The sequence below is a fragment of the Caulobacter sp. GW821-FHT09A05 genome (assembly GCF_059418465.1).
In genome coordinates this window covers 35,920-62,636 of sequence record NZ_JBWKPX010000004.1, presented here as the reverse complement: position 1 = coordinate 62,636, position 26,717 = coordinate 35,920, and the positions used below count along the sequence as shown (strand labels likewise).

At 65.0% G+C, this 26,717-nt stretch carries 22 protein-coding genes; 19 read left to right on the top strand and 3 right to left on the bottom strand.

Annotated elements, in window-relative coordinates; translation table 11 throughout:
- The first annotated feature begins 2 nt into the window (after positions 1-2).
- Positions 3-1,562 carry a glutamine-hydrolyzing GMP synthase gene (guaA, locus tag AC07NX_RS04985; protein WP_494639652.1) on the top strand — a complete coding sequence of 520 codons (1,560 nt, stop codon included), beginning with the start codon at positions 3-5 and terminating at the stop codon, positions 1,560-1,562.
- 458 nt (positions 1,563-2,020) lie between these two features.
- Here guaA and AC07NX_RS04980 read toward each other — a convergent pair whose 3' ends face one another.
- Positions 2,021-2,941 carry a LysR family transcriptional regulator gene (locus AC07NX_RS04980; protein ID WP_494639650.1) on the bottom strand — a complete coding sequence of 307 codons (921 nt, stop codon included), beginning with the start codon at positions 2,939-2,941 and terminating at the stop codon, positions 2,021-2,023.
- A 292-nt stretch (positions 2,942-3,233) separates the two neighbouring features.
- On the opposite strand from AC07NX_RS04980, the gene AC07NX_RS04975 reads away from it, so the two are divergent.
- Both AC07NX_RS04975 and AC07NX_RS04970 read left to right on the top strand, forming a co-directional pair.
- Positions 3,234-3,629 (top strand): nuclear transport factor 2 family protein, encoded by a 396-nt coding sequence (locus AC07NX_RS04975; RefSeq protein WP_494639648.1) that lies wholly within the window; start codon positions 3,234-3,236, stop codon positions 3,627-3,629.
- 49 nt (positions 3,630-3,678) lie between these two features.
- Positions 3,679-4,146 carry a nuclear transport factor 2 family protein gene (locus tag AC07NX_RS04970; RefSeq protein ID WP_494639646.1) on the top strand — a complete coding sequence of 156 codons (468 nt, stop codon included), beginning with the start codon at positions 3,679-3,681 and terminating at the stop codon, positions 4,144-4,146.
- A 565-nt stretch (positions 4,147-4,711) separates the two neighbouring features.
- Here the strand turns inward: AC07NX_RS04970 and AC07NX_RS04965 are convergent.
- Entirely contained in the window at positions 4,712-5,599 is an 888-nt protein-coding gene (locus tag AC07NX_RS04965) for a 2-keto-4-pentenoate hydratase (RefSeq protein ID WP_494639644.1), read from the bottom strand.
- A gap of 199 nt (positions 5,600-5,798) precedes the next feature.
- Between AC07NX_RS04965 and AC07NX_RS04960 the strand changes: the two genes are divergently transcribed.
- The 10 genes from AC07NX_RS04960 (at position 5,799) to AC07NX_RS04915 (ending at position 14,568) form a co-directional block, all read left to right on the top strand.
- Positions 5,799-7,163 (top strand): MFS transporter, encoded by a 1,365-nt coding sequence (locus AC07NX_RS04960; RefSeq protein WP_494639642.1) that lies wholly within the window; start codon positions 5,799-5,801, stop codon positions 7,161-7,163.
- 117 nt (positions 7,164-7,280) lie between these two features.
- Entirely contained in the window at positions 7,281-8,429 is a 1,149-nt protein-coding gene (locus AC07NX_RS04955) for an amidase (protein WP_494639640.1), read from the top strand.
- Positions 8,429-9,589, top strand: a complete 1,161-nt coding sequence (locus AC07NX_RS04950; protein ID WP_494639638.1) for an acyl-CoA dehydrogenase family protein — start codon at positions 8,429-8,431, stop codon at positions 9,587-9,589. The genes AC07NX_RS04955 and AC07NX_RS04950 overlap by 1 nt, the downstream gene beginning before the upstream one ends.
- 44 nt (positions 9,590-9,633) lie before the next feature.
- Positions 9,634-10,005 carry a hypothetical protein gene (locus AC07NX_RS04945; protein WP_494639636.1) on the top strand — a complete coding sequence of 124 codons (372 nt, stop codon included), beginning with the start codon at positions 9,634-9,636 and terminating at the stop codon, positions 10,003-10,005.
- A 13-nt stretch (positions 10,006-10,018) separates the two neighbouring features.
- Complete coding sequence (locus AC07NX_RS04940) at positions 10,019-10,570, top strand: nuclear transport factor 2 family protein (protein WP_494639635.1); 552 nt, start codon at positions 10,019-10,021, stop codon at positions 10,568-10,570.
- 4 nt (positions 10,571-10,574) lie between these two features.
- Positions 10,575-11,831 carry an aromatic ring-hydroxylating oxygenase subunit alpha gene (locus tag AC07NX_RS04935; protein WP_494639633.1) on the top strand — a complete coding sequence of 419 codons (1,257 nt, stop codon included), beginning with the start codon at positions 10,575-10,577 and terminating at the stop codon, positions 11,829-11,831.
- The gene (locus AC07NX_RS04930) at positions 11,828-12,325 is read left to right on the top strand and encodes an aromatic-ring-hydroxylating dioxygenase subunit beta (protein ID WP_494639631.1); all 498 of its coding nucleotides are present in this window, start codon (positions 11,828-11,830) and stop codon (positions 12,323-12,325) included. The genes AC07NX_RS04935 and AC07NX_RS04930 overlap by 4 nt, the downstream gene beginning before the upstream one ends.
- An 8-nt stretch (positions 12,326-12,333) precedes the next feature.
- Positions 12,334-13,074 carry an SDR family NAD(P)-dependent oxidoreductase gene (locus tag AC07NX_RS04925; RefSeq protein ID WP_494639629.1) on the top strand — a complete coding sequence of 247 codons (741 nt, stop codon included), beginning with the start codon at positions 12,334-12,336 and terminating at the stop codon, positions 13,072-13,074.
- Between the two features lie 22 nt (positions 13,075-13,096).
- Positions 13,097-14,056, top strand: coding sequence for a PDR/VanB family oxidoreductase (locus tag AC07NX_RS04920; protein ID WP_494639627.1), 960 nt, complete (start codon positions 13,097-13,099; stop codon positions 14,054-14,056).
- A gap of 26 nt (positions 14,057-14,082) precedes the next feature.
- The gene (locus AC07NX_RS04915) at positions 14,083-14,568 is read left to right on the top strand and encodes a flavin reductase (protein WP_494639625.1); all 486 of its coding nucleotides are present in this window, start codon (positions 14,083-14,085) and stop codon (positions 14,566-14,568) included.
- Between the two features lie 3 nt (positions 14,569-14,571).
- Here AC07NX_RS04915 and AC07NX_RS04910 read toward each other — a convergent pair whose 3' ends face one another.
- A complete protein-coding gene (locus AC07NX_RS04910; protein WP_494639623.1) occupies positions 14,572-15,030 on the bottom strand; it encodes a MarR family winged helix-turn-helix transcriptional regulator in 459 nt (152 codons plus the stop codon).
- Between the two features lie 397 nt (positions 15,031-15,427).
- On the opposite strand from AC07NX_RS04910, the gene AC07NX_RS04905 reads away from it, so the two are divergent.
- The 6 genes from AC07NX_RS04905 to AC07NX_RS04880 all read left to right on the top strand — a co-directional run bounded on the left by AC07NX_RS04905 (position 15,428) and on the right by AC07NX_RS04880 (position 26,549).
- A complete protein-coding gene (locus AC07NX_RS04905) occupies positions 15,428-17,626 on the top strand; it encodes a TonB-dependent receptor (protein ID WP_494639621.1) in 2,199 nt (732 codons plus the stop codon).
- Between the two features lie 395 nt (positions 17,627-18,021).
- Complete coding sequence (locus AC07NX_RS04900) at positions 18,022-20,793, top strand: M14 family metallopeptidase (protein ID WP_494639619.1); 2,772 nt, start codon at positions 18,022-18,024, stop codon at positions 20,791-20,793.
- A 65-nt stretch (positions 20,794-20,858) separates the two neighbouring features.
- Complete coding sequence (locus tag AC07NX_RS04895) at positions 20,859-23,600, top strand: beta-glucosidase (protein WP_494639616.1); 2,742 nt, start codon at positions 20,859-20,861, stop codon at positions 23,598-23,600.
- Positions 23,601-23,631: 31 nt separating this feature from the next.
- Entirely contained in the window at positions 23,632-23,916 is a 285-nt protein-coding gene (locus AC07NX_RS04890) for a hypothetical protein (protein WP_494640031.1), read from the top strand.
- Positions 23,906-24,817 (top strand): sugar phosphate isomerase/epimerase family protein, encoded by a 912-nt coding sequence (locus tag AC07NX_RS04885; RefSeq protein ID WP_494639614.1) that lies wholly within the window; start codon positions 23,906-23,908, stop codon positions 24,815-24,817. Before AC07NX_RS04890 ends, AC07NX_RS04885 begins: the two co-directional genes overlap by 11 nt.
- A gap of 334 nt (positions 24,818-25,151) precedes the next feature.
- Entirely contained in the window at positions 25,152-26,549 is a 1,398-nt protein-coding gene (locus AC07NX_RS04880; RefSeq protein ID WP_494639612.1) for a DUF1593 domain-containing protein, read from the top strand.
- Positions 26,550-26,717 lie beyond the last annotated feature (168 nt).

The window sequence follows — 26,717 nt, the reverse complement described above, 5'->3', positions numbered from 1 at the left end:
CCATGACCGCCGAACCCCACCACCAGCGCGTCCTGATCGTCGATTTCGGCAGCCAGGTGACCCAGCTGATCGCGCGCCGGGTGCGCGAGGCCGGCGTCTACTGCGAGATCCATCCGTTCGACAAGGCCGAGGTTCTGGTCGACGACTACAAGCCGACCGCCATCATCCTGTCGGGCGGTCCGGCCAGCGTGCTGGAGGCCGACAGCCCGCGCATCGGGACCAAGCTGTTCGATCTGGGCGTGCCGATGCTGGCCATCTGCTACGGCCAGCAGCTGCTGTGCGACGTGCTGGGCGGCAAGGTCGAGGGCGGTCACGCCGGCGAGTTTGGCCGCGCCGAGTTGACGATCGGCAAGGTCAGCCCGCTGTTCCAAGGCCTGGCCGGCGTGGGCGAACTGGAAACCGTCTGGATGAGCCATGGCGATCGCGTCACGGCCATCCCCGAAGGCTTCGAGGTGATCGCCACCTCGACCGGCGCCCCGTTCGCGGCCATCGCCAACGACGCCAAGAAGATCTACGCCGTCCAGTTCCACCCCGAGGTGGTCCACACGGTCAACGGCACGCGCATATACAAGAACTTCCTCACCCTGGCCGGCCTGAAGGGCGACTGGACCATGGCCGCCTTCCGCCAGGAGATGGTCCAGAAGATCCGCGACCAGGTCGGCGACGGCAAGGTGATCTGCGGCCTGTCGGGCGGCGTCGACAGCTCGGTGGCCGCCGTGCTGATCCACGAGGCGATCGGCGACCAACTGACTTGCGTGTTCGTCGACACCGGTCTGCTGCGCAAGAACGAGGCCGACCAGGTCGTCACCCTGTTCCGCGACCACTACAACATCCCGCTGATCCACGTGAACGCTGGCGACCTGTTCCTGGGCGAGCTGGCCGGGATCAGCGACCCGGAGACCAAGCGCAAGACGATCGGCAAGCTGTTCATCGACGTCTTCGACAAGGAAGCGGCCAAGATCGAGGGGGCGGCGTTCCTGGCCCAGGGCACGCTCTACCCGGACGTGGTCGAAAGCGTCTCGGCCCGCGGCGGCCCGTCGGCGGTGATCAAGAGCCACCACAATGTGGGCGGCCTGCCGGACTACATGAAGCTGAAGCTGGTCGAGCCGCTGCGCGAGCTGTTCAAGGACGAGGTTCGCGCCCTGGGCGTCGAGCTGGGCCTGGCCCCGGCCTTCGTCGGCCGCCACCCATTCCCGGGCCCGGGCCTGGCCATCCGCATCCCGGGCGACATCACCCCCGAGAAGGTCAAGGTCCTGCAGGACGCCGACGCGATCTATCTGGAGGAGATCCGCAACGCCGGCCTCTACGACAAGATCTGGCAGGCCTTCGCCGTGCTGCTTCCCGTGAAGACCGTCGGAGTGATGGGCGACGCCCGCACCTACGAGAACGTCCTGGCCCTGCGTGCGGTCACCTCGACCGACGGCATGACCGCCGACTTCTTCGAGTTCCCCTGGGAGGTGCTGGGCAAGGCCGCTACCCGGATCATTAACGAGGTCCGTGGCGTCAACCGGGTGGTCTATGACGTGACCTCCAAGCCGCCTGGCACGATCGAGTGGGAGTGAGGTGATATAATACCGCACTCGCCGGACCTGCATCCGTCGTCAACGGCTCACTTTGCCGAGCCCTGCAAATGCTGTTCGCCTTCACAGGGCCTCGTGATCCGTAGGGAAGCCCGCTTGCAGTTCGGTGTAAAGCGGCTTCCCAGCGGCGTCGTACTGTGGCGTACAAAGGCAGGCAATCGGCGGATTTGGCAGCCGTGCCGACCGCCGGGGACCGAGATCGATGTGTAGCCGGGGCGACCGAACCTGGGTACCGCGCAGGCCAGTATGTGCCAGGGCGGCATCGTAAAAGCGCGTTATGTGCCGTGCAGCTTGCCGGATCGCGGTGGCATTGCACCGCGTCTCTCCGGTTTTGGGATAGATGATGTCATCAGTCTGTCGCATGACCCGTCCGACAGGGGAGTGTGCACATACTGTTGCGAAAGCCTGTTTTGGCGAGGCGAAGTGGCGTCTCCTGGTCTTCAGGTGGAGCGCTCTTCTTCCGCGAGTTTGGCCACGAGATAGTCGACAATGGCGCGCCCGGCGGCGCGGGTCGTCCGGCCCATTGGAAAATAGGCGTAGACAGGAATTTCGGCCATCTTCCATTCCGGAAACAGCCGAATGAGCGACCCGTCCGCCAGTTCGCGCCGACACGCCCAACCCGTCGTCGTCGCGACGCCCAAACCGGCGACAGACGCGGCAATGACGCCTTCGTTCTCGTTGGTCGAAAAATGCGGGTGAAGATCGAGTGTCACGGTCTGCTCCTTCCTATGGAAGGACCAGGCATCGGGCGCGGCGGAGGCGGGCCCGCCCAAAATTCGATGGGAGGCAAGGTCGGCGGGCGTTTCGGGCGTCCCATGTTCCTCGAGATACGATGGCGATGCGAGGACCACCCGGGGGATCATGGCGATGAGTTTCGCTGTCGCGCTGGAATCGCTCTGCGCCCCGACACGGATGGCCACATCGACCGCATCGCGCACCAAGTCCTGACGCCTGTCGTCCAGGAGCAACTGGATATGAAGCGCTGGATGCCTGTTCGCGAACGCCCTCAGCCGCGGAACCACTTCACGGATTCCGACGCTTGTCGGCATGCTCAGCCGCAGCGTGCCCCGCAGTTCACCGCCCTCACGAACGCTATATTGGGCCTCGTCCAGCGCCAGTAGGATCGGATCGATCCGTTCGAGGAATTCCGTGCCCAATTCGGTGGGCACGACAGCGCGGGTGGTGCGTGTAAGCAAACGCGTTCCAAGATGCGCTTCCAGATCCGCGATGATCCGCGAAACCTGAGATTGTGACATTCCGCATTCTCGCGCTGCGGCGGAAAAGCTGCCCAGGCGTGCGACGCGCGAATAAAGCCGGAGCGCTGAAATATCCCTGATATGGCTAGAGTCCGGTGAGGCCATTGATCGTCGAACCCTCTATCATCACCGACCGCCATGGCATGCGCTACATGCATGAAAGAAGCGCCGAGCCGATGCGTTTCTCGAGCCTATACAACAACCTTATCTTCGGTCGCTGATGGCGGCACCTGCGGCCATGCCGCATCTATGTATGTACCGCATAACTCATAGCTCAAGACATGATCTACTGGCGAAAGTGCGGCCCTCTATCTGACTGGCGTACTGAGAGCGAACATGGCGCGGATCCGAGCGTCAGCAGCCTCAGCCGGACTGATGAAACAGAGGATGACAGACGATGAGCACCGAAGAGCAAAACAAGAAATTTGTGCTGGAAGCGTTCGAGACGCTGTTCAACAAGCGCGACCACGCCGCGGCCGAACGCTTCTGGTCGCCCGACTATATCCAGCACAGCGCCTATATCGAGCCCGGCCGTGAGGGCCTGTTCAATCTCGCCAAGACCGCGCCCGCTGAGTTCCGGTACGAAAACGCGCTCGCCGTGGCCTCGGGCGACTATGTCATGCTTCATGGCCGCTTTTCGGGTTTCGGGGCGCCGGTGAACTGGATCGTGGTCGACATCGTCCGCATGAAAGACGGCCAGCTCTTCGAGCATTGGGACGTGATCCAGGACGAGGCTACGCGCGAGGGGTCAAAGAGCGGCTTGCCGATGTTCGGCGACCACTTCCCGGACTGATCGCACACAGCCGCCCATCGCTCCCACACTCATTTCGAGAACTATCATCATGACCGATGCAAGAACCCTGCTGTTCGACCTTCTTGCCGTCGCCCCCGACGGCAGGAAGGTCGCCGCGCTCTTCGCCGAAGACGGTGTGCTGGAACTTCCCTTCCTCCACTCGCTCGGCATCCCGACCCGCCATCAGGGGCGCGAAGCCATCGCGAACTTCTACGATTTCGTCGGCGGCGCCCTTTATCCGGGCTTCGGCTTCGACCCCGAGAATGTCACGGTACTGATCGACACGAAGGATCAGGTGTTCGCGGAATATCTGACAACCGCACGCGCGGCGGCGACCGGGCGAGTCATTCATCACCTGTTCGCAGGACGCCTTGTCGCCGAGAACGGCGAGATCAAGCTGCTGCGCGAGTCCCTCAACACGGTGGCCGCTGCACAGGTGCTCAATCCGAATGGCGTCGCCGACCTGGCTCCGCATGCGCAGGAGATCTTCTCGGTTCCTTCGGGCTATGCACGATAGGGGCCCAGAGACCGCCGCGGCAAACCTCGTTCGCGTGGCAAGCCGTGGCGGTTGATCGTCAAGCCGCCGTACCCCTGGAGATGGCCGCGCCGAACCCAAAAAGTTCCCTCGCTTAGTGACGCGTTGTTTCACGCGAGTTTTGCCCCTTGAAGCCCCAGCCCATGCCGTCGGGGACCGCAGCTCGTTCAACTCGCAGGTCAGCTACATCTTCAAACATCCCCGCAAGAAGGACCTCTACATCGCCCTGGCCGACCGCTGGCTTCCCGAGCTTAGCGGTCGACCAGACTTCGAAAGCGGCGAGCTCTCGGAGACGGTGCGCAGCGCTATTCGCAAGGCGACCACCGTCGCCGGCGGGGGTAGCGGCTGTGAATGCGCTGGCCCAAGGCGTCGTAGCAAGGACATCGACTTGTCGAGCCGGTGCTCCTGATGTCCAGCGTGGTGAGGTCATCGCTGGGCCAAGCGCCGACTGAGGTGAAGCCGGCTGGACGAGACTGGATGGGGAGAGGCGGTTGGCCATGGCGCTGATCCGAACGTGATCCTCACGCCAGTCAGCACGCCAACTTCATCAAACTGAGTCAGGGCCAGTTTTGAACGCCGTTTGACAATCCTGGCGCTTGAATGGCGAAGCTAAGGCGCGTGGGTCTAGGGCGATGGCGGCGGCGTCGATCCGGCCGGTGTCGCCAAAGCGCGCTTCCAGGCTCTGACCTACTCGCACCGGATGGATCCCGGTGACCGCGCCCGTCGAGATCAGTGCGCCCGTCTTGAGCTGCCGGCCAAGCGATGCGGCCTTGTTGAGCGCGAAGGCGATCGCCGTCGCGATTCCGCCCGGCACATCGCCGGCGCCGCCCGATCCCACCACCAAGCCATCGATGGTCGCCGAGCAAGCCAGGGTGTTCAGCCGCTCACGGCTCCAGTCGCCGACGGACGGGCCTAGGATCAAGCCGAGATTGTTGCCGAAAGCGGCGATCGAGGACAGCGGCGGCAGGCTGTTGAGGCCTGGCACGGGACTGCCGGCGACCTCGATGCCCAGGAAGACGTCGTCGATCAGCAAGCTGACCTCGTCAGCGTCATAGGTCCTGCCCGGATCCGCATCGGTCCTCAGGCGCGCGACGAATTCGACTTCCAAGGCGGCGGTCCCTCCGGTGATGACATCGAAATAGGCCGGTCCGTCACCCACCTGCCGCACCGTCTCGGCGAAGATCGGGCCGATGAAACGATCCTCGGCAAGTTCCTGTTTGGCGAAGTCGGCGATGCGTCCGACCTTCCAACCGACGATGTCGCCGGCCCAGGCGTCGATCGCCGCGGCCTGAGCCTCATAGGCTTCCGGCAAGGTCGACGGGGCGGCGCCCGGGAACGCCCTCAGCGCCAGGCCCGCGCCACGCGCCGTCGCAAGGGTCGCCGCGAAATCATCTGGCGCCCACGGGCGCGGGGGTTTGGGCGGTTCAGTCGTCATCGAGGTGCTCCAGCCTACGCTATAAATTGAACATTCAATTATTTTCATAACAAGGGCCGGGGCGCGCGTTCGCATCGCGCCGACTGATTGCTTGAAAATTCATCAAAATGGTCCCGGCCTCGGCAGGCGCGCTATTATAGTTGACTATTCACGTAAAATGGCGTGCCCATGACCCTGCTGGGTGCGTCGATTTCCGGGAATGGAGAAGGGCGCGCCAAGCGGAAGCAACGGAGATGCGGACATGAACCCGTCAATGAGCGCGCCAGCGGACGCGCCGATGAGCCGGCCAGCGATCAGCGCCGCCAAGGCCTGGAGCGCGGTCCTGATCTGCACCGTGGCCTATATGTTCGCTTATGTTGACCGGCAGATCCTGTCCCTCCTGATCGAGCCGGTGAAGGCCGATCTCGCGATCTCGGACGCCCAGTTCGGCCTCCTGAACGGCCTGGCCTTCGCTCTATTCTACGCGGTGATGGGTATTCCGATCGCCGCGCTCTCCGACAGTCGCCGCCGCTCGACGATCATCGCTGCGGGGCTGCTGGTCTGGAGTCTGGCGACCATGGCCTGCGGTCTGGCGCGATCCTTCACCCAGCTTTTTCTGGCGCGAATCTGTGTCGGAGCCGGTGAGGCCTGTATGTCACCGGCCGCCTATTCGCTGATCGCCGATCTCTTCCCCAAGGACAGGCTTGGCCGGGCCCTGGCGGTCTATTCGACGGGGTCGTTCCTGGGCGCAGGGTTGGGCTTCGTCGCCAGCGGCTGGATCGTCGGCGCGGTGGGGGCGGGGGCCAGGGTGACCCTTCCGGGACTGGAGCACCTTAAGGCGTGGCAACTAGCGTTCATGGCCGCCGGCGCGCCCGGCGTCTTGCTGGCGCTGGTGGTCGTCCTCTTCGTCAAGGAACCCGCACGGACCACTACCATCGCGCCGCCGACCTTCGTTCAGGTGCTGTCCTTCATGCGCGGATGCGGCGCGATCTATCCGTGCATCTTCATCGGCTATTCCTTCGCGGCCATGGCCCTGTTCTCGCTGATGGGCTGGTCGCCGGCCTATCTGATGCGCACCTTTCATCTGAACGCCCATGCCAGCGGCTACTGGCTCGGCCTGGCCATCGTGGTGGGTTGCACCAGCGGGGTTCTGGTGAGCGGAGGCCTGGTCGATGGTCTGCGCCGCCGGGGCCACCTGGCCTCGCCTTTCACCGTCGGCGTGATCGGCGCGGCCGGCGTGGTCGTCTGCCTGATCGGCCTGCCGTGGGTCCAGTCCTTCGGCTTGGCGATGACGCTGCTTTCCGGCGGCTTCTTCTTCGCCGCGTTCGCCCTGCCGCCCTCGACGACCGCCATGCAACTGACGGCGCCGACGACCATGCGGGCCCGGATCTCGGCGATGTTCCTGTTTTGCAATTCGCTGCTCGGGCTGGCGCTGGGGGCCTACCTGGTCGGCCTGCTCAACGACCAGGTTTTCCATGCCACGGGTCAGTCCCTGACCGTGGTGGTGGTCGGCGCGGCGCTTTTGCAGATCGTCATCCTTCTGGCCGGGACGCCCGCGCTGCGGCGGCGGCTTTCCATGGTCTAGGGGGCGCCAAAACGACAAGATAATAGTTGAATATTCATCTAAAATGCTTCACTCTTCTATTAATTCCTCAGCGACCTCCAACTGCGCCGAAGAACGTGAAACTCAAGGATCCCACTCGTGGACACGCCGCTTCTTGAAACCATGGCGCTGGGGGGCTCGGGCCCGAGCTTCGCCATCAAGGACAGTATCGACGTGGCCGGGTATCCCAGCCGCCTGGGCAGCCGTGCGCTCGAAAACGCAAGCCCCGCTCAGCGCCACGCCGCCGTCGTCACAGCGATCCTGGCGGCCGGCGGGCGCATCGCCGCCAAGGCCAAGATGCACGAGCTGGCCTATGGTGTGACCGGCGTGAACGCCTGGTCCGGAACGCCGCTCAATCCTGACTTTCCGAACCTCATTCCGGGAGGCTCGTCCAGCGGGTCGGCGGCCGCCGTCGCGGCAGGACTGACCGATCTGGCCCTGGGCAGCGACACCGGCGGCTCGATCCGCGTGCCCGCCGCCTGCTGCGGCGTTTTCGGCCTCAAGCCGACCCAGGGCCGGGTCAGTCGCGTCGGGGTGACACCAGCCGAGACCGAACTGGACTGCGTTGGGCCCTTCGCGGGAACCATGCAGGGGTTGCGCGCCGCCATGGCGATGATCGATTCCACGTTCGACGCGCAGGCGCTCGCCGGTGAGCCGACCCTGGGACGGGTTGTCGTGAACGCCGATCCGGGTGTCTCGAGCACGATCGCCAAGGCGCTGGCGGAGTCCGAATTGGACGTCCGCTCCCTCGAACTGGACGGGCTGGTGGCGGCGTTCGACGCTGGGATCGTGCTGATGGCCGGTGAGGCGTGGTCCGCCTATGGCCAACTCGTCGATGACGACCGTCTGGGTGCGGATGTCGCGGCGAGACTGCGGCGCGCGGCGACGGTCACCGCCGCGCAACTGGATCAGGCGCGGACGGTTCGCGCGATGTTCATCGCCGAGGTCGATCAGGCGCTGCGACATCTCGACGTCCTGGTCCTGCCGACCCTGCCGGTCTTTCCGCTGACCTTGGCGGCGGCCGGCGACGCCGCCGCCGCCCTGGTGATCACTGCCCTGGTCCGCCCCTTCAACGTCAGCGGCCACCCGGCCCTGTCCATCCCCCTGCGATCGGCCGAAGGGCCGCCCGTCGGCCTGCAGATCATCGGCCGCAAGGGCGAGGACGCCCGCGTCTGCGCCATCGGCGAATTGATCGCCGGGCGGGCCGCCGACGTCATCCTGCACACGACGCAACGAGAGCTTTCCTGATGAGCGTTCTGACTTCCTTGTCTCCCGCGACGCCGGCGCCCACGGCATCCGCTCTCGAGGCGCTGCTGGCCGATATTCGGGCGCGGCGGTCGGAGTTCGAAGCCCGTCAGTCGGTGTCACCCGACATCATCGAGGCCTTTCAAGCCCATGGCGTTTATCGGGCCATGGTCTCCAAGCGCTTCGGCGGCGACGCCAAGTCGCCGGCCGAGTTTTGTCGGTTGATCGAGACCATCTCCCAAGCCGATGGATCAGCTGGCTGGGTGGCGAGCTTTGGCGCGGCGGCGACCTATCTGGCCTGCCTGCCGCTGGAGACTCTCGAGGCGATCTACGCCAACGGGCCTGATGTGGTGTTCGCAGGCGGACTGTTTCCGCCCCAGGCCGCGGTCAGGACCGAGGCTGGCCTGCGGGTTTCCGGGCGCTGGAAGTTTGGCAGCGGCAGTCCCGGCGCGAGCCTGATCGGCGTCGGCGTCGTCATCAAGGACGATGACACCGGCGGTCTGCCGCGGATGGCGGTGATGTCGGCCGACAAGGTGCGTATCCAGGAGAACTGGAACGTCATCGGCATGCAGGGCACGGGCAGCCACGACCTGATCGTCGAGAACGTGGTCGTGCCGGAAGCCTGGACCTTTATCCGCGGCGGCGAGCCGGCGCTGGACGAGCCGCTCTATCGCTACCCGTCCATGGCCCTGGCCGCCCAGGTTCTGGCCGTGGTCGGCCTGGGCGTGGCGCGAGCGGCGATCGACGAGATCAGCCTCGTAGCCTCCGCCAAAACGTCGATCACCGGCGCGCCCCAAATGGGCCAGCGCCCTTGGGTGCAGATCGAAATCGCCCGGCAGGAGGCGCTCCTGTGCTCGGCGCGGGCCTGGTTCTACGAGGCCACCGAGACCCTCTGGGCCAAGGTGCTGACCGACGAGGCTCTGGCGCCGCGGGATGTCCTTCCTGTGAGGCTGGCCTCGATCCACGCCGCCCAGGTCGCGGCCCAGGTGGCGCAGGCGATCTTCCGGCTGGCGGGCACCACCAGCATCTATTTGGACCATCCGCTGTCGCGTCACGTTCGCGACGCCATGGTCGTGGCCCAGCACGCCTTCCTGTCCGAGGGCCACTATCAGGGCGCGGGTCGCATCCTGCTCGGCGGCGAGAGCCTCCCTGGATTCCCCTGAACCTCACCGTCTTCCCCTCCATCCCTTCCAGACAAGAGCCGCAGATGTCGCAAGCCACACCCAAGATCCGCACGCTGTTCTGCATGGCCGTGCTGCAGAACTTCTTCGACCTGCCGGGCGCGGAGATCGGCGGGGTCTGGAAGGCCACGGGCCAGATGCTACGCGGTGTCGCCGATATCCCCGGCGCCGAGATCCTCGGCACCCTGGACGACGACGAGACCATGGTCGGCACTTCGCCCAACGGCTGGCCCTGGACCTTCTACATCCTGGCCGACATGCCCGACCGGGCTAGCGTCGTGGCCGCCTGCAATCTCTTCCGGACCATCGAGATCGGCGAACACCGGCTGTGGAAATACATCCGCGTCGAAGCCCGGATGGGCCGCGAACTGGCCATCCCGGCCGCGACCCCGGCCTAGGGACGGCCGGCCGGTGTTTTCTCACTCATTCTCCCCATCGATCCTGGATCGCCTGGAAGTCCTCGAGGCCCAAGCGGCGATCCGTCAGGTCATGGCGCGTTACATGGAACTTTGCGACCATCTGGACGCGGCCACGCCGATGGACGAACTGGGCGCGCTGTTCACTCCAGACGCCGAGTGGGCCGGGAAGGGCGCGCGTTACGGCGCGGCGTTCGGCGGCCATCAAGGCCGTGAAGCGATCGTAGCGATGCTCGACGCCTATCGAGGACCAACGCCACATTTTTCGCTCAACGCCCACTTCCTGACCTCGGAGTCGATCCAGGTCAGCGGAGCCGTCGCGACGGGATCCTGGGTCATGCTGCAGACCTCGACCTTCGCGACCGGCGCGTCCTTCCTGACCAGCGCGCGGTTGAGCGTTCAGTTCGCCCGCGACGAGGGCCGGTGGCGCATCGCCCGGTTCGCCACCATCAACATCTTCAGCCGGCCGGTCAGCGTCTGGGACGACCCCACGACGCTGCCTACGCCCAATGCCGACCACCCAGTTTCAAACCCCCAAGGGACTTGAAGAGATGACCACTCAAACGCCCCCGGTCGCCGACCTGGTGCAGTCCGACCGGGTTCACAGCACGCTCTACCGGGATCCGGCGATCTTCGACGCGGAAATGGACAAGATCTTCGGCAAAACGTGGGTCTGGGTCGCTCATGCCAGCGAAATTCCCGAGGCCGGCAACTTCAAGACCACCCATGTCGGCCGCCAGCCGGTGATCGTCAATCGCGACCGCAAGGGTCAGGTCAACGTCCTGCTCAACCGTTGCCGCCACCGCGCCGCCAGCGTCTGCGAGGCCAAGTCGGGCAAGGCCAACAGCTATGTCTGCCCCTACCATGGCTGGAGCTATTCGCTCGACGGCTCCCTGCGCGGCGTGCCCTATCCGGAAGGCTATGACGCCGGCTTCGACAAGAGCCAGTTTCCACTCGTCGCTCTGCGCGTCGAGCAATATGGCGGACTGATCTTCGCCTCTCTCAACCCCGACATCGAGCCGCTCGAGGACTTCCTGGGCGAGGCCAAGCCGTGGATCGACCTGTTCATGAAACAGGGCGCCGGCTTTGGCGTGAAGACGGCGGGCGAGCACAAATTCCGCTTCCCCGGCAACTGGAAGATCCAGTTGGAAAACACCACCGACGCCTATCATTTCCCGCTGGTCCACAAGTCGTTCCTGACCTCGCTGGACGACGACACCGAGGAGCTGTTCGACGTTCTGAGCCAGGGCGGCTTCGTCCAGGACCTGGGCAATGGCCACAGCGTCATGGTGATGATCCCCGAACTCGTCGATCTGGACGAAAACCTTGACGCGCCGATCCCCGAGCGCTTCGCCGAATTGGCCGCCGAACTGGCCAAGGACCATCCTGACGAGGTGGTGCGCAAGGTGGTGCGCGCGGTGGGGGGCACGGGGTTCAACCTGAACCTCTTTCCCAACCTGGCCTGTTCGATGGCGTTCTTCCGGGTCTTGCGGCCGGTGTCGGTCGAGGAGACCGAGATCAGCCATATCGCCATCACCATGGACGGTGGTCCAGCGGCGGGCAATCGCGCCCGGCTGCGCCTGCATGAGCACTTCCAGGGGCCGATGGGCTTTGGCAGTCCCGACGACGCCGAGGCCTGGGCGCGGGTGCAGCGCGGCTCGGCCGCCGGCTCGGATCTGTGGATCATGCTCAACCGCGGCCTGGACGGGCAGGGCGTCGACAACCAGGGGCCAAACCTTGGCGATGTCAGCGCCGAGACCGGCATGCGGGCCGCCTATCAGATGTGGAAGAGGATGATGACGGCATGAGCGCCCGGACGATGACATCGCAACAGGCCGACCTGCTCGACGCCATGGCCTTCATCTGGGCCGAGGCCGAGGCTCTGGACCGCCGGGACTACGCCGCGTGGCTCGACCTGTGGAGACCGGAGGGGAGCTATGTGATCCCGATCGATCCCGACACCGAGGATTTCGACAACACGCTCAACTATCTGCACGACAACGACGAGATGCGGCGGGCCCGGGTCACCCGCCTTGGCAGTCACCACTCGATGTCGGCGACCTCGGCAGCCCGCACGGCGCGGACCGTGTCGCGCTTCGTGATGGTCGAGGCCTCGGAAACGGCGATGACGGTGCGCTGCGCCCAGCATCTGGTGGAGTCCAAGCGCGGGATCGAGCGCACCTACGCCGCCGACGTGACCTTCCTCCTGACGCGGGGTCCAGACGGTCTGCGGATTGACCAGAAGGTCGTTCGCCTCATCAACTCCACCGATGCCCTGGGCGGCATCGCCTACTTGCTCTAGCGCCCCCGATGGCTCAATCAGCCTTAGTCACCGGCGGCGCCCAGGGACTGGGCGCGGCGATCGTCCGCGCGCTATTTGCTCAGGGCTTCAACGTCGCGATCGGCGATGTCGATCTGGCCGGGGCCCAGGCCCTGGCGACGGACCTGGATCCTGGCGGCGAGCGGGTCTTGGCGCTGGCGCTCGATGTTCGCGATCAGACGGCGTTCGAAACCGTCGCCGAAGCGGCGGCCCAGCGCTGGGGGGGGGTCGAGGTGCTGGTCAACAACGCGGTGGTCACCGTGGCCAAGCCGGTCCTGGACATCACCCCCGACGAGTTCGACGCGGTGATGACGGTCAACCTGCGTGGAGTCTTCATCGGCTGCCAGGTTCTGGGCCGCCGGTTCAAGACCGCCGGCTATGGCCGCATCGTCAACCTGGCCTCCCTGGCCGGTCAGAACGGCGGCTCGGCGACGGGCGCCCACTACGCCGCCTCCAAGGGCGCGATCATCACCCTCACCAAGGTCTTCGCCCGCGACCTGGCGGCCTTCGGCATCACCGTCAACGCCGTGGCGCCCGGACCTCTGGACCTGCCGTCGGTGCGCCGCACGGTGCCGCCAGACAAGCTGGCGGCGATCATCGAGACCATCCCGGTGCGCGACCTGGGCGACCCGGATTTCATCGCCCAGATGGTCTGCCTGTTGTCGGGTCCGCAAGCCGGCTTCGTGACCGGCGCGACCTGGGACGCCAATGGCGGCCTCTACATGCGCTGAGGCGCGGTCCAAGGAGTTGCTAATGGGCGAGACGATTTTGACCCTTGAGGTCGCCAACCGGGTCGAACACGCCGGCGACGTCGTCGGCCTGGACCTGGTCGCGCCGAATGGCGCGGCCCTGCCGCCGTTCACGGCGGGAGCGCACGTGGACCTGCATCTGGCGCCCGGTCTGGTGCGGCAATATTCGCTGCTGGGCAGTCCCGCCGAAACCGGCCGCTACCGCCTCGGCGTGCTCCTGGAACCGACCTCGCGCGGCGGCTCGGCGGCGGTGCATCAGACCCTGCGGGCGGGGGCGTCCGTGCGGGTCGGCTTGCCGCGCAATCATTTTCCATTGGCTCCGCGAGCCGGCCGCTCGGTGCTGGTCGGGGGCGGCATCGGCGTGACGCCGATGCTGGCCATGGCCCATGAACTCACCCGCGACGGCAGGGCGTTCGAACTGCACTATTGTACACGATCGCGCTCAAGGACCGCTTTTCTGACGGACCTCGCGGAAGCTCCGTTCGCTGATCGTGTGCGCTTGCATCACGACGACGGTGACGAAGCCCAACGCTTCACGCCGGCCGCCAGCCTGCCGCCGCCCGAGCCCGACCTACATCTCTACGTCTGCGGGCCGGCCGGCTTCATGGACTGGGTGATCGCCGGGGCCAAGGTCCTCGGCTATGCCGAGGACCAAATCCATCGCGAATATTTCAACGCCGAAGTCGACACCTCGGGCGGGTCCTTCGAGGTTTTCGCGGCGCGCTCCAATCAGACCTTCACCGTCGGGGAGGGAGTCTCTGTCGTCGAGGCGTTGGCCAGTGTCGGCATCGCCGTCGAGGTGTCGTGCCAGGAGGGCGTCTGCGGCACGTGCCTAGTCGATGTGATCGAGGGCGAGGTCGATCACCGCGACGTCTATCTCACCGATGAGGAAAAGGCCGCCAACGACCAGATGCTGGTCTGCTGTTCGCGCGCCAAGTCCTCGCGCCTGGTCCTGGATCTCTAGACCAAGGACGTTCCAAGGAGTCTTCGATGGTCGATCAGAAAACCTTCCGCAACGCGATGGCCCGGCTCGGGGCGGCGGTCAATGTCGTCACCACCGACGGCACGGCCGGCCGTCACGGTCTGACCGTCTCGGCGGTCTGCAGCATCACCGATGAACCACCGACCCTGATGGTCTGCGTCAACCGCCGCTCGCGCTCGCACGCCAAGTTGACGGAAAACGGCGTGCTCTGCGTCAATGTCCTGGCCGGCCGTCACGAGGCGCTGTCGATGCGGTTCGCGGGGCAATCGGATCCCGAGACGGATCGCTTCGAGGGCGCGGACTGGACCACGCTGGAGACGGGTTCCCCGGTGCTGCAGGACGCGGCGGTGTCCTTCGATTGCAAGATCACTCTGTCGCGCTACATCGGCACCCACAGCGCCTTCCTCTGCGAGGTCCAGGCGCTGACGGTGCACGACCTGTCCGAAGGCCTGATCTATTTCGACCGCGGCTTTCACAAGATCGGCGGCGGCTAGGCGTCAGTCGTCGACTCCCAGGCTGTCGAAGACTCGCGTCAACAACTGATTGAGTTTGACGATGTCCTTGTCGGCCATGGCGCCGAAGGCCCGTTGATAGATCCGATCGGCTTCGTTCCAGGCCTGCTGGCGGGCGGTCAAACCCGCCGGGGTCAGCAACACCTCGGTGACCCGGGCGTCGGTGGCGCGCGGCCGGCAAATGACGAGACCGTCCAACTGCATGCGCTGCACGATCTTGGTCATGGTCGGCAGCTTGACGATCGCCTGGTCGGCGATCTCGCTGACGCTGGCGCAGCCGCTCTCATGGATGGACATCAGGACACGCCACCGCGGCACGTCCAGGCCGATGGCCTTTAACGCCACTTCCATGTGCTGAAGGTAGCGGGCGCTGGCGCGGGTCAACCAGTAGAAGGGCCAGTCCGCCTTTCGAAATAATTGATCCTGGTCGGCGAGCGTGTTCATGGAATCCTTGCGGTCGACGGACGATCAACATTCCATAGCGGCTTGATCCAGAGCCGTCACGTGCGCTCCGTCTTGCGCCGTGGGTGCTCCGCGGCGCCGTTCTGCCGCGTCGCGGGCGCCGCGGTCGCCATCCAAGCCTGCAACCATCGGCGGCGCCCATGCAGAACACGCCAAACGGCAATGGTGGTTGGGTTTTTCGCGGCGCCCGTTTCGTGAGCGGACAGCCTAAAAAAATGGATGACACCTGCGCAGGAACGTGATTATTCAACTAAATAACGTGAATGTTCAAATAAGAATTGCATGAGACCGGCCCGCTGAACTCAATGGCTCTCGCAACTGCGCGGGTCTCTCTGAGGTAAGGGGGCCGCAGCGTGCGACCACAAAAGGGGAGACCAATATGAAGTGGCATCTGTTGAACAGCGCGAGCCTGGGCGCCATCGGCTTGGCCATGGCGCTGCTGAGCCCCGTCACGGCTCTGGCCCAGAGTGCGACGGCCGCGTCCGCGGCTCCGGAAGTCGGGCAATTGGAAGAGGTGGTCGTCACCGCCGAGAAGCGATCGACCACCGAACAGAAGACCGCCATCGCCATGTCGGTGATCGACGCCACCACGCTGAAGAGCAATGGCGTCGGCAATCTCAAGGATCTCACCAATGTCGCGCCGAGCGTCAGCTTCGCGCAGCAGAACGCCAGTGTCATCGTCGGCATCCGCGGCGTCTCCAGCCGCGACGTCACCAATCCGGCGGTGTCGTTGAGCATGGACGGCTTCTACACTCAGCAGCCCACCGGTCTGAACGCCTCGATCTTCGACCTGGAACGCGTCGAGGTCCTGCGCGGCCCGCAAGGCACGCTGTTGGGGCGCAATGCGACGGGCGGATCGGTCGACATCATCACCGCCAAGCCGACCATGAATTTCGCGGCCTATCTCACCGGCGAGACCGGCAACTATGGCACGCTCAATTCCACCGGCATGATCAACGTGCCGGTCAGCGACAAGCTCCAACTGCGAGCGGCGTTCCAGACCCGCGACCACGACGGCTATCGCAAGAATCCGGCTGGCAGCGACGGCGATGACGAGCACTCGAAAGCCGCGCGCCTACACATCGCCTTTCAGCCTACTGAGCGTCTCAGCGGGCTTGTGACCCTGGACTATTCCAAGATCGATGACGTTGGTCCCGTGGTTCAGGGCGTGGCCCAGCGCTACACCGCCAGCGGCGCGATCGACCTGAGCCGACCTTCAATTCCCAACGACGGCCGTTCGTTCTCGGTGCCGGCCGGCGGCTATGAGAACGGTGAAACAAAAGGGGTGCGCTGGAACGCCACCTATGACCTTGGCGTGGCCCAGCTGACCTATCTGGGAGGCTTCCGTCGCCTGGACTACGAGCGCCTGAACACCCTGGGCGCATTGTACGGCAGCGCGCGACAGAACCTCAGCTACAATTCGCACGACAAGACCGACACCTGGAACCATGAGGTGCGGCTGACGTCGAAGGGCGACTCGCACCTGTTCTGGCAGGTTGGCGGCTTCTACTTCCACGAGAAGAATAATGGCTACACAACGTTCCAGGACTATCGAAACAGCGCGACGCTGTTGGAAGCGCCAACCAATATCTTCATTTACGACTATCCCAACGATGTCGCCAAGGCGAAGGCGGTGTTCGGTCAGGTGGCTTACAACCTGACCGATACATTGAAAATCGAAGGCGGGGCGCGATACACCAAGGACAACCGGTCGCGGGAAGGCTTTGCGACCTTGGCTTCGCTTGGCGCCTATCTGGCCACCGGAGCACTCAACTACACCACCACGCCGCAAAACGTCGAATCCTCATCGAGCAAGGTCACCTATCACGGCGGTCTCAACTGGCAGATCACGCCGAGCAACCTGCTCTATGGAAAGGTCGACACCGGCTACAAGGCCGGCGGCTTCAACGAACTGACCACCTATGACCCGGAAACCATCACCGCCTACGAGGTTGGATCCAAGAACCGCTTCTTCGACAACCGTCTCCAGTTGAATGTCGACGCCTTCTACTATGCCTACAAAAACCAGCAGGTTACTCAGTTCCTTCCGTCTAGCGCCAACAGCACCATCGTCAACGCCGGCGAGTCTGAATACTACGGGGTTGAGGCCGAAGGCGTGGCCATGTTGACGCCTGTCGATCGTTTCAACCTGTACGCGGCCTATATACATGCCGAATACAAGGATTTCGCGGTCGCCAACGGTGCGAGTAACCTTCAGCTGGCGGGCAACATTCCGCCGCAGGCGCCGCGCTGGACGTTCAATGCCGGCTATCAGCACGACTTCGACCTCTTCGGCGGCGTGCTTACCGCTCGGGCTCAGACCCACTACGAGAGCAAGACCTACTTTACGGTCTACAATTACGAAGCCGACAGCCAACCGGCTTATTTCCGCTCGGATGCGACCGTCACCTACAAGCCGGACGGTGGGAAATGGCAGCTTGAAGGCTATGTTCGCAACATCGAGAACACCCTGATCCTGTCCAATGCCCAAAACCCGGCCAGCAGCACTTATCTGGCCTATCGCTATCAATATCAGGCGCCGCGAACGATGGGCGTGAAGCTCACCGTTAACTGGTAGCGTCCAGGCCCGCCGACTCCGGTCGGCGGGCGGCGATCCCAGGATGGCGCGATTGCGATCGCGGGCCGTGGATTTGCGATGAACCGCCAAGCCCATTGTTGACGCCAGCCGCGCTGGGAGGGTCCGGAGTTCGAGCTTCGACCGCCCGTGCGGTCCCCAAGCCGGCGCCGATCGAGACCGAGCAAGCGCCGTTAGGTCTGGTGTGTCGGGTCCCTGAGCCTGCTTCGCTCCTCTTTGGCAAGCGCGAGCTTATAACTTGAATATTCATCTAACTGGGCTGATGCTGGAAGCTAAGGTGAGGGGGCGTGCGACTGATGGGCTTAGCGATGAGAATAAGACCGCCGACACTCCGCAGCGCGGTCGCCGCTATCGCGTTGTCTGTCATGATCTGCGCCGTGCAGAGTTCGCCGGCCTGCGCCGGCACGGTGACGACTCCCCGCGAGGCGCTGGGGCGCGATCTGGGCGAAGACTATTTTCTCGCCAGCTATAGCCAGCTCGAGGCCTACTGGAAGACGCTCGCCAAGCAGTCGGACCGGGCCAGGCTCGTGGAGATCGGGCGGACATCCGAGGGACGCCCGCAGTACATGATGGTGGTCTCGTCCGCCGCCAACATCCGCGCCCTCGACGCCATCCGCGCCGTCGCCGAACGCCTGGCCAGGGCCAAGGATCTGACAGAGGCCCAGGCTCGTGATCTGGCGCGCTCCGGCAAGGCGGTGGTGTGGATCGACGGCGGCATGCACGCCAACGAAACGGTCCCGGCCCAGGCCCTGATGTTGGCGGTCTATCGCGCGCTGAGCGACAACGACCCCGAGTGGACGCGCATCCTCGACGACGTCGTCATCCTGTTCGGCGCGGTCAATCCCGACGGCCAGGAAATGGTCGCCGACTGGTACATGCGCACGGCCGAGCCGGAGAAGCGCCAGATCGGCATGACCCCCGACGGCTTTCCGCCTGCCGGGGTGACCCCTTTCCTCTGGCAGAAATACGCCGGCCACGACAACAACCGCGACTACTACATGGCCAATCTGCCCGAGACCGAGAACGTCGATCGGGTCCTGTTCCGGCAATGGTTTCCGCAGATCGTCTACAACCAGCATCAGCCGGGACCCGCCGGTGCGGCCGTGTTCATTCCGCCGTTCGGAGACCCGTTCAACTACAACTTCGATCCCCTGACCATGACCCAGGTCGGCGAGGTCGGGAACGCCATGCAGAGCCGGCTGGTGGAAGAGGGCAAGCCGGGCGGGGGCATGCAGGACATCGCGCCCTATTCGACCTGGTACAATGGCAGTCTGCGCACCACGTCCTATTTCCACAACATGGTCGGGATCCTCACCGAGATCACCGGCAATCCCACGCCCGTCAACGTCCATCTGGTGGCCAGGAACCAGCTGCCGCGCCTCAACCTGCCGGCGCCGGTCGCGCCGCAGCTCTGGCATATCCGTCAATCGCTGGACTACACCCTTTCCATGGACCGAGCGGTCCTGGACTACGCCTCGCGCAATCGCGAACGCCTGCTGTTCAACATCTACAGGATGGGCGCCAATTCGATCGCTCGCGGATCGACGGACTCCTGGACCGTCACCCCTTCGCGTATCGCCGCCCTTGAAGCGGCCGACAAGCTCTCGCCCGCCGACACCCATCGGGATCTGCGTTTCATGCCCGGCGGGGCGATCACCACCGACGCCGCGCTCTATGAAAAGATCCTGCGCGATCCGGCCTATCGCGATGCGCGCGGCTATATCGTCCCGGCCGACCAGCCCGATTTTCCCACGGCGGTGAAGTTCCTCAACGCCTTGATCAAGACTGGCGTGGAGGTCGAACGGGCGACATCGGCTTTCGAGGTCGCCGGCAAGTCCTATCCCGCCGGCTCGTTCGTCGTCAGGACCGCCCAGGCCTTTCGGCCGCAGATCCTGGACATGTTCGAAGCTCAGGACCATCCGACCACCTTCGCCTATCCCGGCGGACCGCCGGTCAAGCCGTATGACTCGGCCGGCTATACCCTGGCTTTCCAGATGGGCGTGAAGTTCGATCGTTTCACTGAAGGCTTCGACGGCCCGTTCGCGCCGGTCGATGATCTGTTGACACCGCCGGTCGGGGCCGTGGTCGGATCGGCGAAGGCCGGCTATGTGCTTGATCATCGGACCAATGACAGCGTCATTCTCGTCAACCGGCTGACCAAGGCCGGTTTGCCGGTTTCCTGGCTGCGACAACCCCTGACGGTCGATGGAGGCGTCCTGTCGGCCGGCGCGATCTGGGTTCCGCGGTCACCCCGCGCCACGGCGATCCTGGCGCGGGGCGCGGCTGAACTCGGCCTGATCGTTCATGGCCAGGACAAGATCCCAGCCGGACCCCGTCTGCCGCTCGAGGCGCCGAGGATCGCCCTGGTCGATGTCTATGGCGGCAGTTCCGGTTCGGGCTGGACCCGGTTTCTGTTCGATCAGTTCGAGTTCCCCTACACGGTCGTCTATCCCGCCGAACTGGATGCCGGGAACTTGCGCGCCAAGTACGACGTGGTGGTCCTGCCCAGCGGTGTCGGCGCCGGCGCGCTTGGCCAGACCGGGGCTGGCGCGTTCCATTTCCTGATGGACCAGCCACGGGCCGAGGAAATCCCCGCGCGGTATCACGCCATGCTGGGCTCGATTACCGCCGCCAGGACGGGGCCGGCCTTGGAGGCCTTCGCGCGCCAGGGCGGAACCGTGATCGCCTCGGCGGAGTCGACGGCCGTGGGCGCGGCCCTTGGCCTGCCGCTGAGCAATCCATTGACCGAGACAGTCGATGGCAAGACGAGCGCCTTGTCTCCCGTCAAATTCCAGGTGCGCGGGTCGCTGATTACCGCACGCGTCGACCCAAGCGAGCCGCTCGCCTATGGGATGGGCGAGACGGCCGACCTTTTCTTCGACTCCAGTCCGGTGTTCAGGATCGATCCCGCCGCCAAGGATGTCCACGCCGTCGCCTGGTTTTCCGGATCCAAGGTGCTGAAGAGCGGCTGGGCCTGGGGACAGGAGCGCCTGGACGGCGCCAGCGCGATCGTCGATGCGCCGCTGGGCAAGGGCCGCGTGCTGTTGATGGGCCCGGAGGTTGGCCAGCGCGGCCAGTCGCACGGGACGTTCAAGTTCCTCTTCAACGGCGTCTATTACGGCCCCGCCGTCAGCGGCGCCCGACACTGAACCTTCGACCTACGTCCCGCCGCCCGATCGTCGGCGCCAGTTGTCTCTTCGTCAGGAGCGTTGAAATGATCCGCAAGACCGCCCCAAGCCCGAGAGCCCAAGCTCTGTTCTCGGCCAGCGCCCTGGTCGTGATCCTCGCCATGGCGGGTCATCCCACGGCCGGCTTGGCGGGCGAACCCGCCGCCAAGGTGACGGGCGACGCCCGGGTCGATGGGCTACTTGGCCAGATGACGCTTGACGACAAGCTGGGGCTCATCCGCGGCGTGGAGGAAGACGCCGCCACCAACCAGGGCCAAGCAGGATATCTGCCGGGCGTGAAGCGGTTGGGTGTCCCGTCGCTGCGTCTGGCCGATGGACCGCCCGGCGTGCTGACCCGCCATCCTTCGCCCGCCCAGACCGCCACCATGGGCTTGGCGGCGACCTTCAGCCATGAGGATGCGCGGCTCAATGGCGTGATCATCGCTGAAGAGGCCAAGCGCCTGGGCATCGACGTGGTGCTGGAGCCCTTCGTCAATATCGACCGCGACGTGACCTTCCGACGCGGCTTCAATACCTATGGCGAGGATCCGGTGCTGACCGGCGAGATCGGAGCCAGCCTGATCCGCGGCATCCAGGGCGAGGGCGTCATGGCCCAGGCCAAGCACTTCGTCGGCTTCGACACCAACGGCCACGATGTGACCATCGACGACCAGGCCCTGCACGAGGTCTATCTGGCGCCGTTCGCTGACGCGATCTCGGCGGGCGTCTCCTCGATCATGTGCTCCTACAACTTGATCAACGGCGGCTTCGCCTGCGGCAATCACGCGATCCTGACCGACATCCTGCGCGGCGAGATGGGCTTCAAGGGTTTTGTCACGTCGGACTGGGGCGCGGTGCACGGCCATCTCTACATCAATGGCGGCCTGGACATGGAGATGCCCGGCGTCCTACCTAAGAGCAGCCCGTTCGCGCAGATGATGCGCTCCTATTTTGACGACGCGCCAGGGCCTCATGAGATCTCCAAGCCCGATTTCGGCATCCTGGCCACCCTGTTCGAAGGCGGCATTCCCGAGGAGCCCAAGAAGGGCGCGGTCAATTGGGCGGCGGAGTTTCCCGTCGATCAGGAGCCCAAGAACCTCTGGGACGGTCTGAAGTCCGGCGAGATCAAGGAGTCGACCGTGACCCTGGCGGCGGGGCGCGTGCTCTACGAGATGAACCGTTTTGGCTATCTGGACGGCCGCAACAACACCAAGCGATCCTTTACGCCCGATCAGATCGGCGCGGTGATCCGCAAGACCAGCGAGGACGCGGCGGTTCTACTGAAGAACCAGGACGCGATCCTTCCCCTGAAGGTCGACGCTCTGACCGCCGTGGCGATGATTGGGCCGGGCGCCGGCCAGGTCGTGGCGATCGGCAAGGCCGGCGAGCGCTCGGTGGGCATGCCCGAACGTCAGGTCAGTCCCGTCGAGGCCTTGCGTCGGATGACGGGCGCCGACGCTAGCCAGGTCGTTCTGGCCCTCGACAACGACATGACCGGCGCGCTGGTCCCAGACGTGGCGCTGTCGCACGACGGCCAGCCTGGCCTGGCGCATGCGGGCCCGGACGGCGAAGGGGTCTCCAGCCGCGTCGACTACACCCTGGCCAATGGTCAGGCGCTCAAGGCCGACACCAGCCACCACTGGGCGGGAACCTTCACCGTCGAGCGGGCCGGTGACTATTGGCTGAACCTGCAGCACCTTGGTGTTCGCGCCAGCCTGTGGATCGACGGCAAGCGGGTCGGCGGCTCGGGCTCGATGAAGGGGGGGCTGCATGGCGACACCGTTCAGCCCAATCTCGACAATCTCCTGCCGACGCCCGATGGCCTGAACGCCGTGCGGGTCGGCCTGGATCTCGCCGCCGGTCCCCACGAGATCAAGATCGAGACGATCGCCGACGGTTCGCACAATCCCGTCCAGGTGCGGTTGAACTGGTCCACGCCCGAGGCGCGGGCGGTCAACCGTGAAGCGGCGATCGCCGCGGCCAAGGCGGCAAAAACCGCCGTGGTCTTCGTCTGGGCGCGCGGCGCGCCGGCCTTCGGCCTGCCGGGCGACCAGAACGCCCTGGTCGAGGCGGTCGCGGCGGTCAATTCCAACACTGTCGTCGTGCTAAACACCAGCCAACCGGTCGCCATGCCCTGGCTCTCCAAGGTCAAGGGCGTCGTGCAGATGTGGTGGTCGGGCGACGAGGGGGGCTGGGCGACCGCCAGCGTCCTGACCGGCAAGGTCAACCCGGCCGGCCGCCTGCCATTTACCTGGGCCAAGAGCCTGCAGGACTACGCCGCCACCGATCCGGCCCATCCCGAGCGATCTGGCCATGGCGTCGATGGCAAGACGGTCTATTCGGAAGGCGTCGATGTCGGCTATCGTTGGTTTGACAAACAGGGGATCGAGCCTCTGTTTCCCTTTGGGTACGGGCTGTCCTACACGCGGTTCGTCTATTCGGACCTTAAGATCGCCAAGGCGGCCGATGGCGGCCTGGACGTGACGTTCAAGGTCAAGAACAGCGGCGTGGTCGCCGGCGACGAGGTCGCCCAGGTCTATCTGGGCGCGCCGAAGCGGCGGCCGGAGGGCGCTCAGTTCGCGCAAAGCGTGCTCGCGGGCTTCGAGCGGGTATCTCTGGCCTCCGGTCAACAGAAAGTCGTCAGCGTGCACGTCGCGCCGCGTCGCCTGCAGTACTGGTCGACGGCCAGGAAGGCGTGGGCGGACGCTCCGTTGGACCGGCAGGTCTTGGTCGGGGCAAGCTCAAGAGACCTGCGTTTGAACGCCCCGCTGGCCCAGTCCAAGCCCTAGGGCCGGCCAAGTCGATCTGTCAGGACCCGCCATGCAACTCATCTCTATCCCCGCCGTGGAGGTCGAAGGTCTTCGGCGCGTGCTGCCGGCGATCACGCGGGAGCACCTGTTCGCCGTGCTCGGCATCAGTGAGACGACCTGGGGCAAGCTGCGGCGCGGCGAGCCGATCAAGGCCAGCACCTGGGAGCGGATACGGATGCGCGCGGATCTCGCCGTGGACGCCCCGCGCGCCAGCATCGACGCCGGACCCCCAGTCGCAAGCCTGCCTCTTGAAGTTCTCTCCCGCATCTCACCGGAGATCCGACGTGGATCGTAGACTTTTTCTGGCGCTCGCCGCTTCAGGGCTGACGACCGCTTCTTCCGCGATGGCGGCGACCCGCGACAAAGACTCGCGTCGCTGGGGGCTGCAACTCTTCACGGTGCTGACACCGTTGGAGATCGACTTCCCGGGCGTTCTGAAGCAGGTCGCGCAGATGGGTTACGTCGAGGTCGAAACCATCGGCAGCTTTGGTCGTGACCCGGCCTATGTCCGCGACCTGCTGGATCAGAACGGTCTGGTTTCACCCTCGCAGCATCTTTCGCCCAAGGACATCTACAGCTCGTTCCGGGCCTGGTCGCGGCGGGAGATCTCGACGGAAGAAAATCGCGCCAACTATACCCGCGCCTTCGGCCTCGAGAACGCGATGGCGGTCGTCGAGGACGGCGTCGCCAGCGCCAAGGTCATGGGTCAGACCTACGTCACCTGGCCGATCCTGATGCCGGCCCATCTGGCCGACCGCCGGACGCTCGACGCCTATGTCGCCCTGTTCAACGCCGCCGGCGCGCTTTGCGCCCGTGAGGGCGTGGTGTTCGCCTATCACAACCATGACCGTGAGTTCGCCAAGGTCGGTGACGAAGTGATCTACGACCTGATCCTGGCTGGGACTGATCCTAATCTCGTGAAGCTGGAATTGGATCTGTTCTGGGTCACCAAGGCCAGGGCCGATCCCATCGCCTATCTCCAGCGCCAGGCCGGACGTATCAAGGCATGCCATCTCAAGGACATGAGCGCCAACGGGGATTTCGCGGTGGTTGGGGAGGGCGTGCTCGATGTTCCTGGTCTCGTCAAGGCGGCGCGCGCTTCCGGTGTCGAGCACTTCTTCGTCGAATATGATCGTTCCAACGATCCCTTGTCGGAAAGTCGGCGCTCCTTGGCCTATCTGCGGGGGTTGCAGTGACCATTTCGGTTCTCATCAGCGCTCGAACGTTTCCCCAACCGGTTTCAAATCCCGTCGGCGCCCGCGGCAGCAGAGGGGCCGAATATGGTTCGGCATTGCCGCTCCTCGATCCGACACATGACCGCCGGCCAGCTCGTACCTCAATACAAACACCCGCAGATTGCCCCGACCGATCCGTGGGCCATGGAATACTACTTGATGCGGGGGGTGACGATCTGGCGCTGGGCGGCGGCTACTTGCCCTGCAAGGAGATGGCTATCCCATCGAGTTCCACGACACCAGGATCATGCGGCTTCCCAAGGAGTCCGTCATGCGATCCGGAAGGATAAAATTGATGCTCAAGAACCTGTGGACGGGGATTCTCCCCCTGGCGGCCGTCGCCGGGCTCATGACGGCTGTCCCGCCCGCAGCCGCAGCAGAACGCACTCGGCTGATCGTGCTCACCGATATCGGCAACGAGCCGGACGATTCCGAATCGATGGTCCGGCTTCTGCTGTACGCCAATGAATTCGACATCGAGGGCCTGATCGCCACCACCTCGACCTGGCAACGGGACCAAGTGCAGCCCCGACTGATCGAAGAACGAGTCCGGGCCTACGGCCAGGTGCTTCCCAACCTTCGACGGCATGCGCAAGGCTACCCCGCCGCCACTGCCCTACTGGGCCTCATCCAGTCCGGCCGCTCGGAATACGGCATGCAGGGCGTCGGCGAGGGAAAGGACACCGCCGCCTCCCAGCGGATCATCGAGGCGGTGGACCGACCTGATCCGAGGCCGGTCTGGATCACGGTGTGGGGCGGGGCCGTAGATCTAGCGCAGGCGCTCTGGCGCGTGCGCAGCGAGCGCAGTCCTGCCGAAGTCGCGGCCTTCGTGGCCAAGCTGCGCGTCTATTCCATCTCGGACCAGGACGATGCGGGGCCCTGGGCGCGGCGCAACTTTCCGGACCTGTTCTGGATCGCCAGCATCCATGGGTTCAGCGATTACGGCCAGGCGGCCTGGTTCGGCGTCTCCGGCGACCTGATGCGCTCGGTTCCGGGGGCCGACATCTCCTGGGTCAGCAAGGACTGGCTCGCCGCCCACATCCAGAAGGGCCCGCTTGGGGCGCTCTACCCGGCCCCGAAGTACATCATGGAAGGCGATACCCCCTCCTTCCTCTATCTCATTTCCAACGGTCTGGGCGACCCGGAGCACCCGGACTACGGCAGCTGGGGCGGCCGGTACGCCAAGGTCTCGGCGGCGGACGGCCTCTTCGCCGACGTGACCGACACCGCCGTCGGCGCCGACGGCAAGACCTACCGGACCTACCAGGCCGGCGTCTGGCGCTGGAGATCGGCCTACCAGTCGGACTTCGCCGCCCGCATGGCCTGGACGCTGACGCCCGATCCCGCAGCGGCCAATCACGCGCCGGCGGCCGTGCTCAACGGCCGGCCGGGGCGCGAACCGGTTACATTGACGGTCAAGGCCGGAGACCGGGTTCGCCTTAGCGCCGCCGGCTCCAGCGACCCCGACGACCAGGCCCTGACCTATCGCTGGACCTACTACCGGGAAGCCGGCGCCGGCGGGCATCTCAACCCCGAGCTACGACTGGATGGCGCCGAGTCGCAAAACCTGGAGTTCACCGCCCCGCAAGTGGCGGCCAAGACCGACCTGCACGTCCTGTTGGAAGTTCGCGACGCCGGCGGCCCGTCGTTGGTGAGCTACCGCCGCGCGATCGTGGCCGTCGTGCCCGGCTGATAGTAATCACACGCCGCCGTTTTCTGCGGAGCGGCACGAGCGGAAAACCGTCGTCGGCTATCTCCTTCGGCTCACTACCAACTGATCGGCCGTCATTTTCCGCCTGGAATGTAGTCGCCCCCTTTGCCCATGCGTCGACTAAGCGGCGCGGCGCGGAACGTCGGTGAA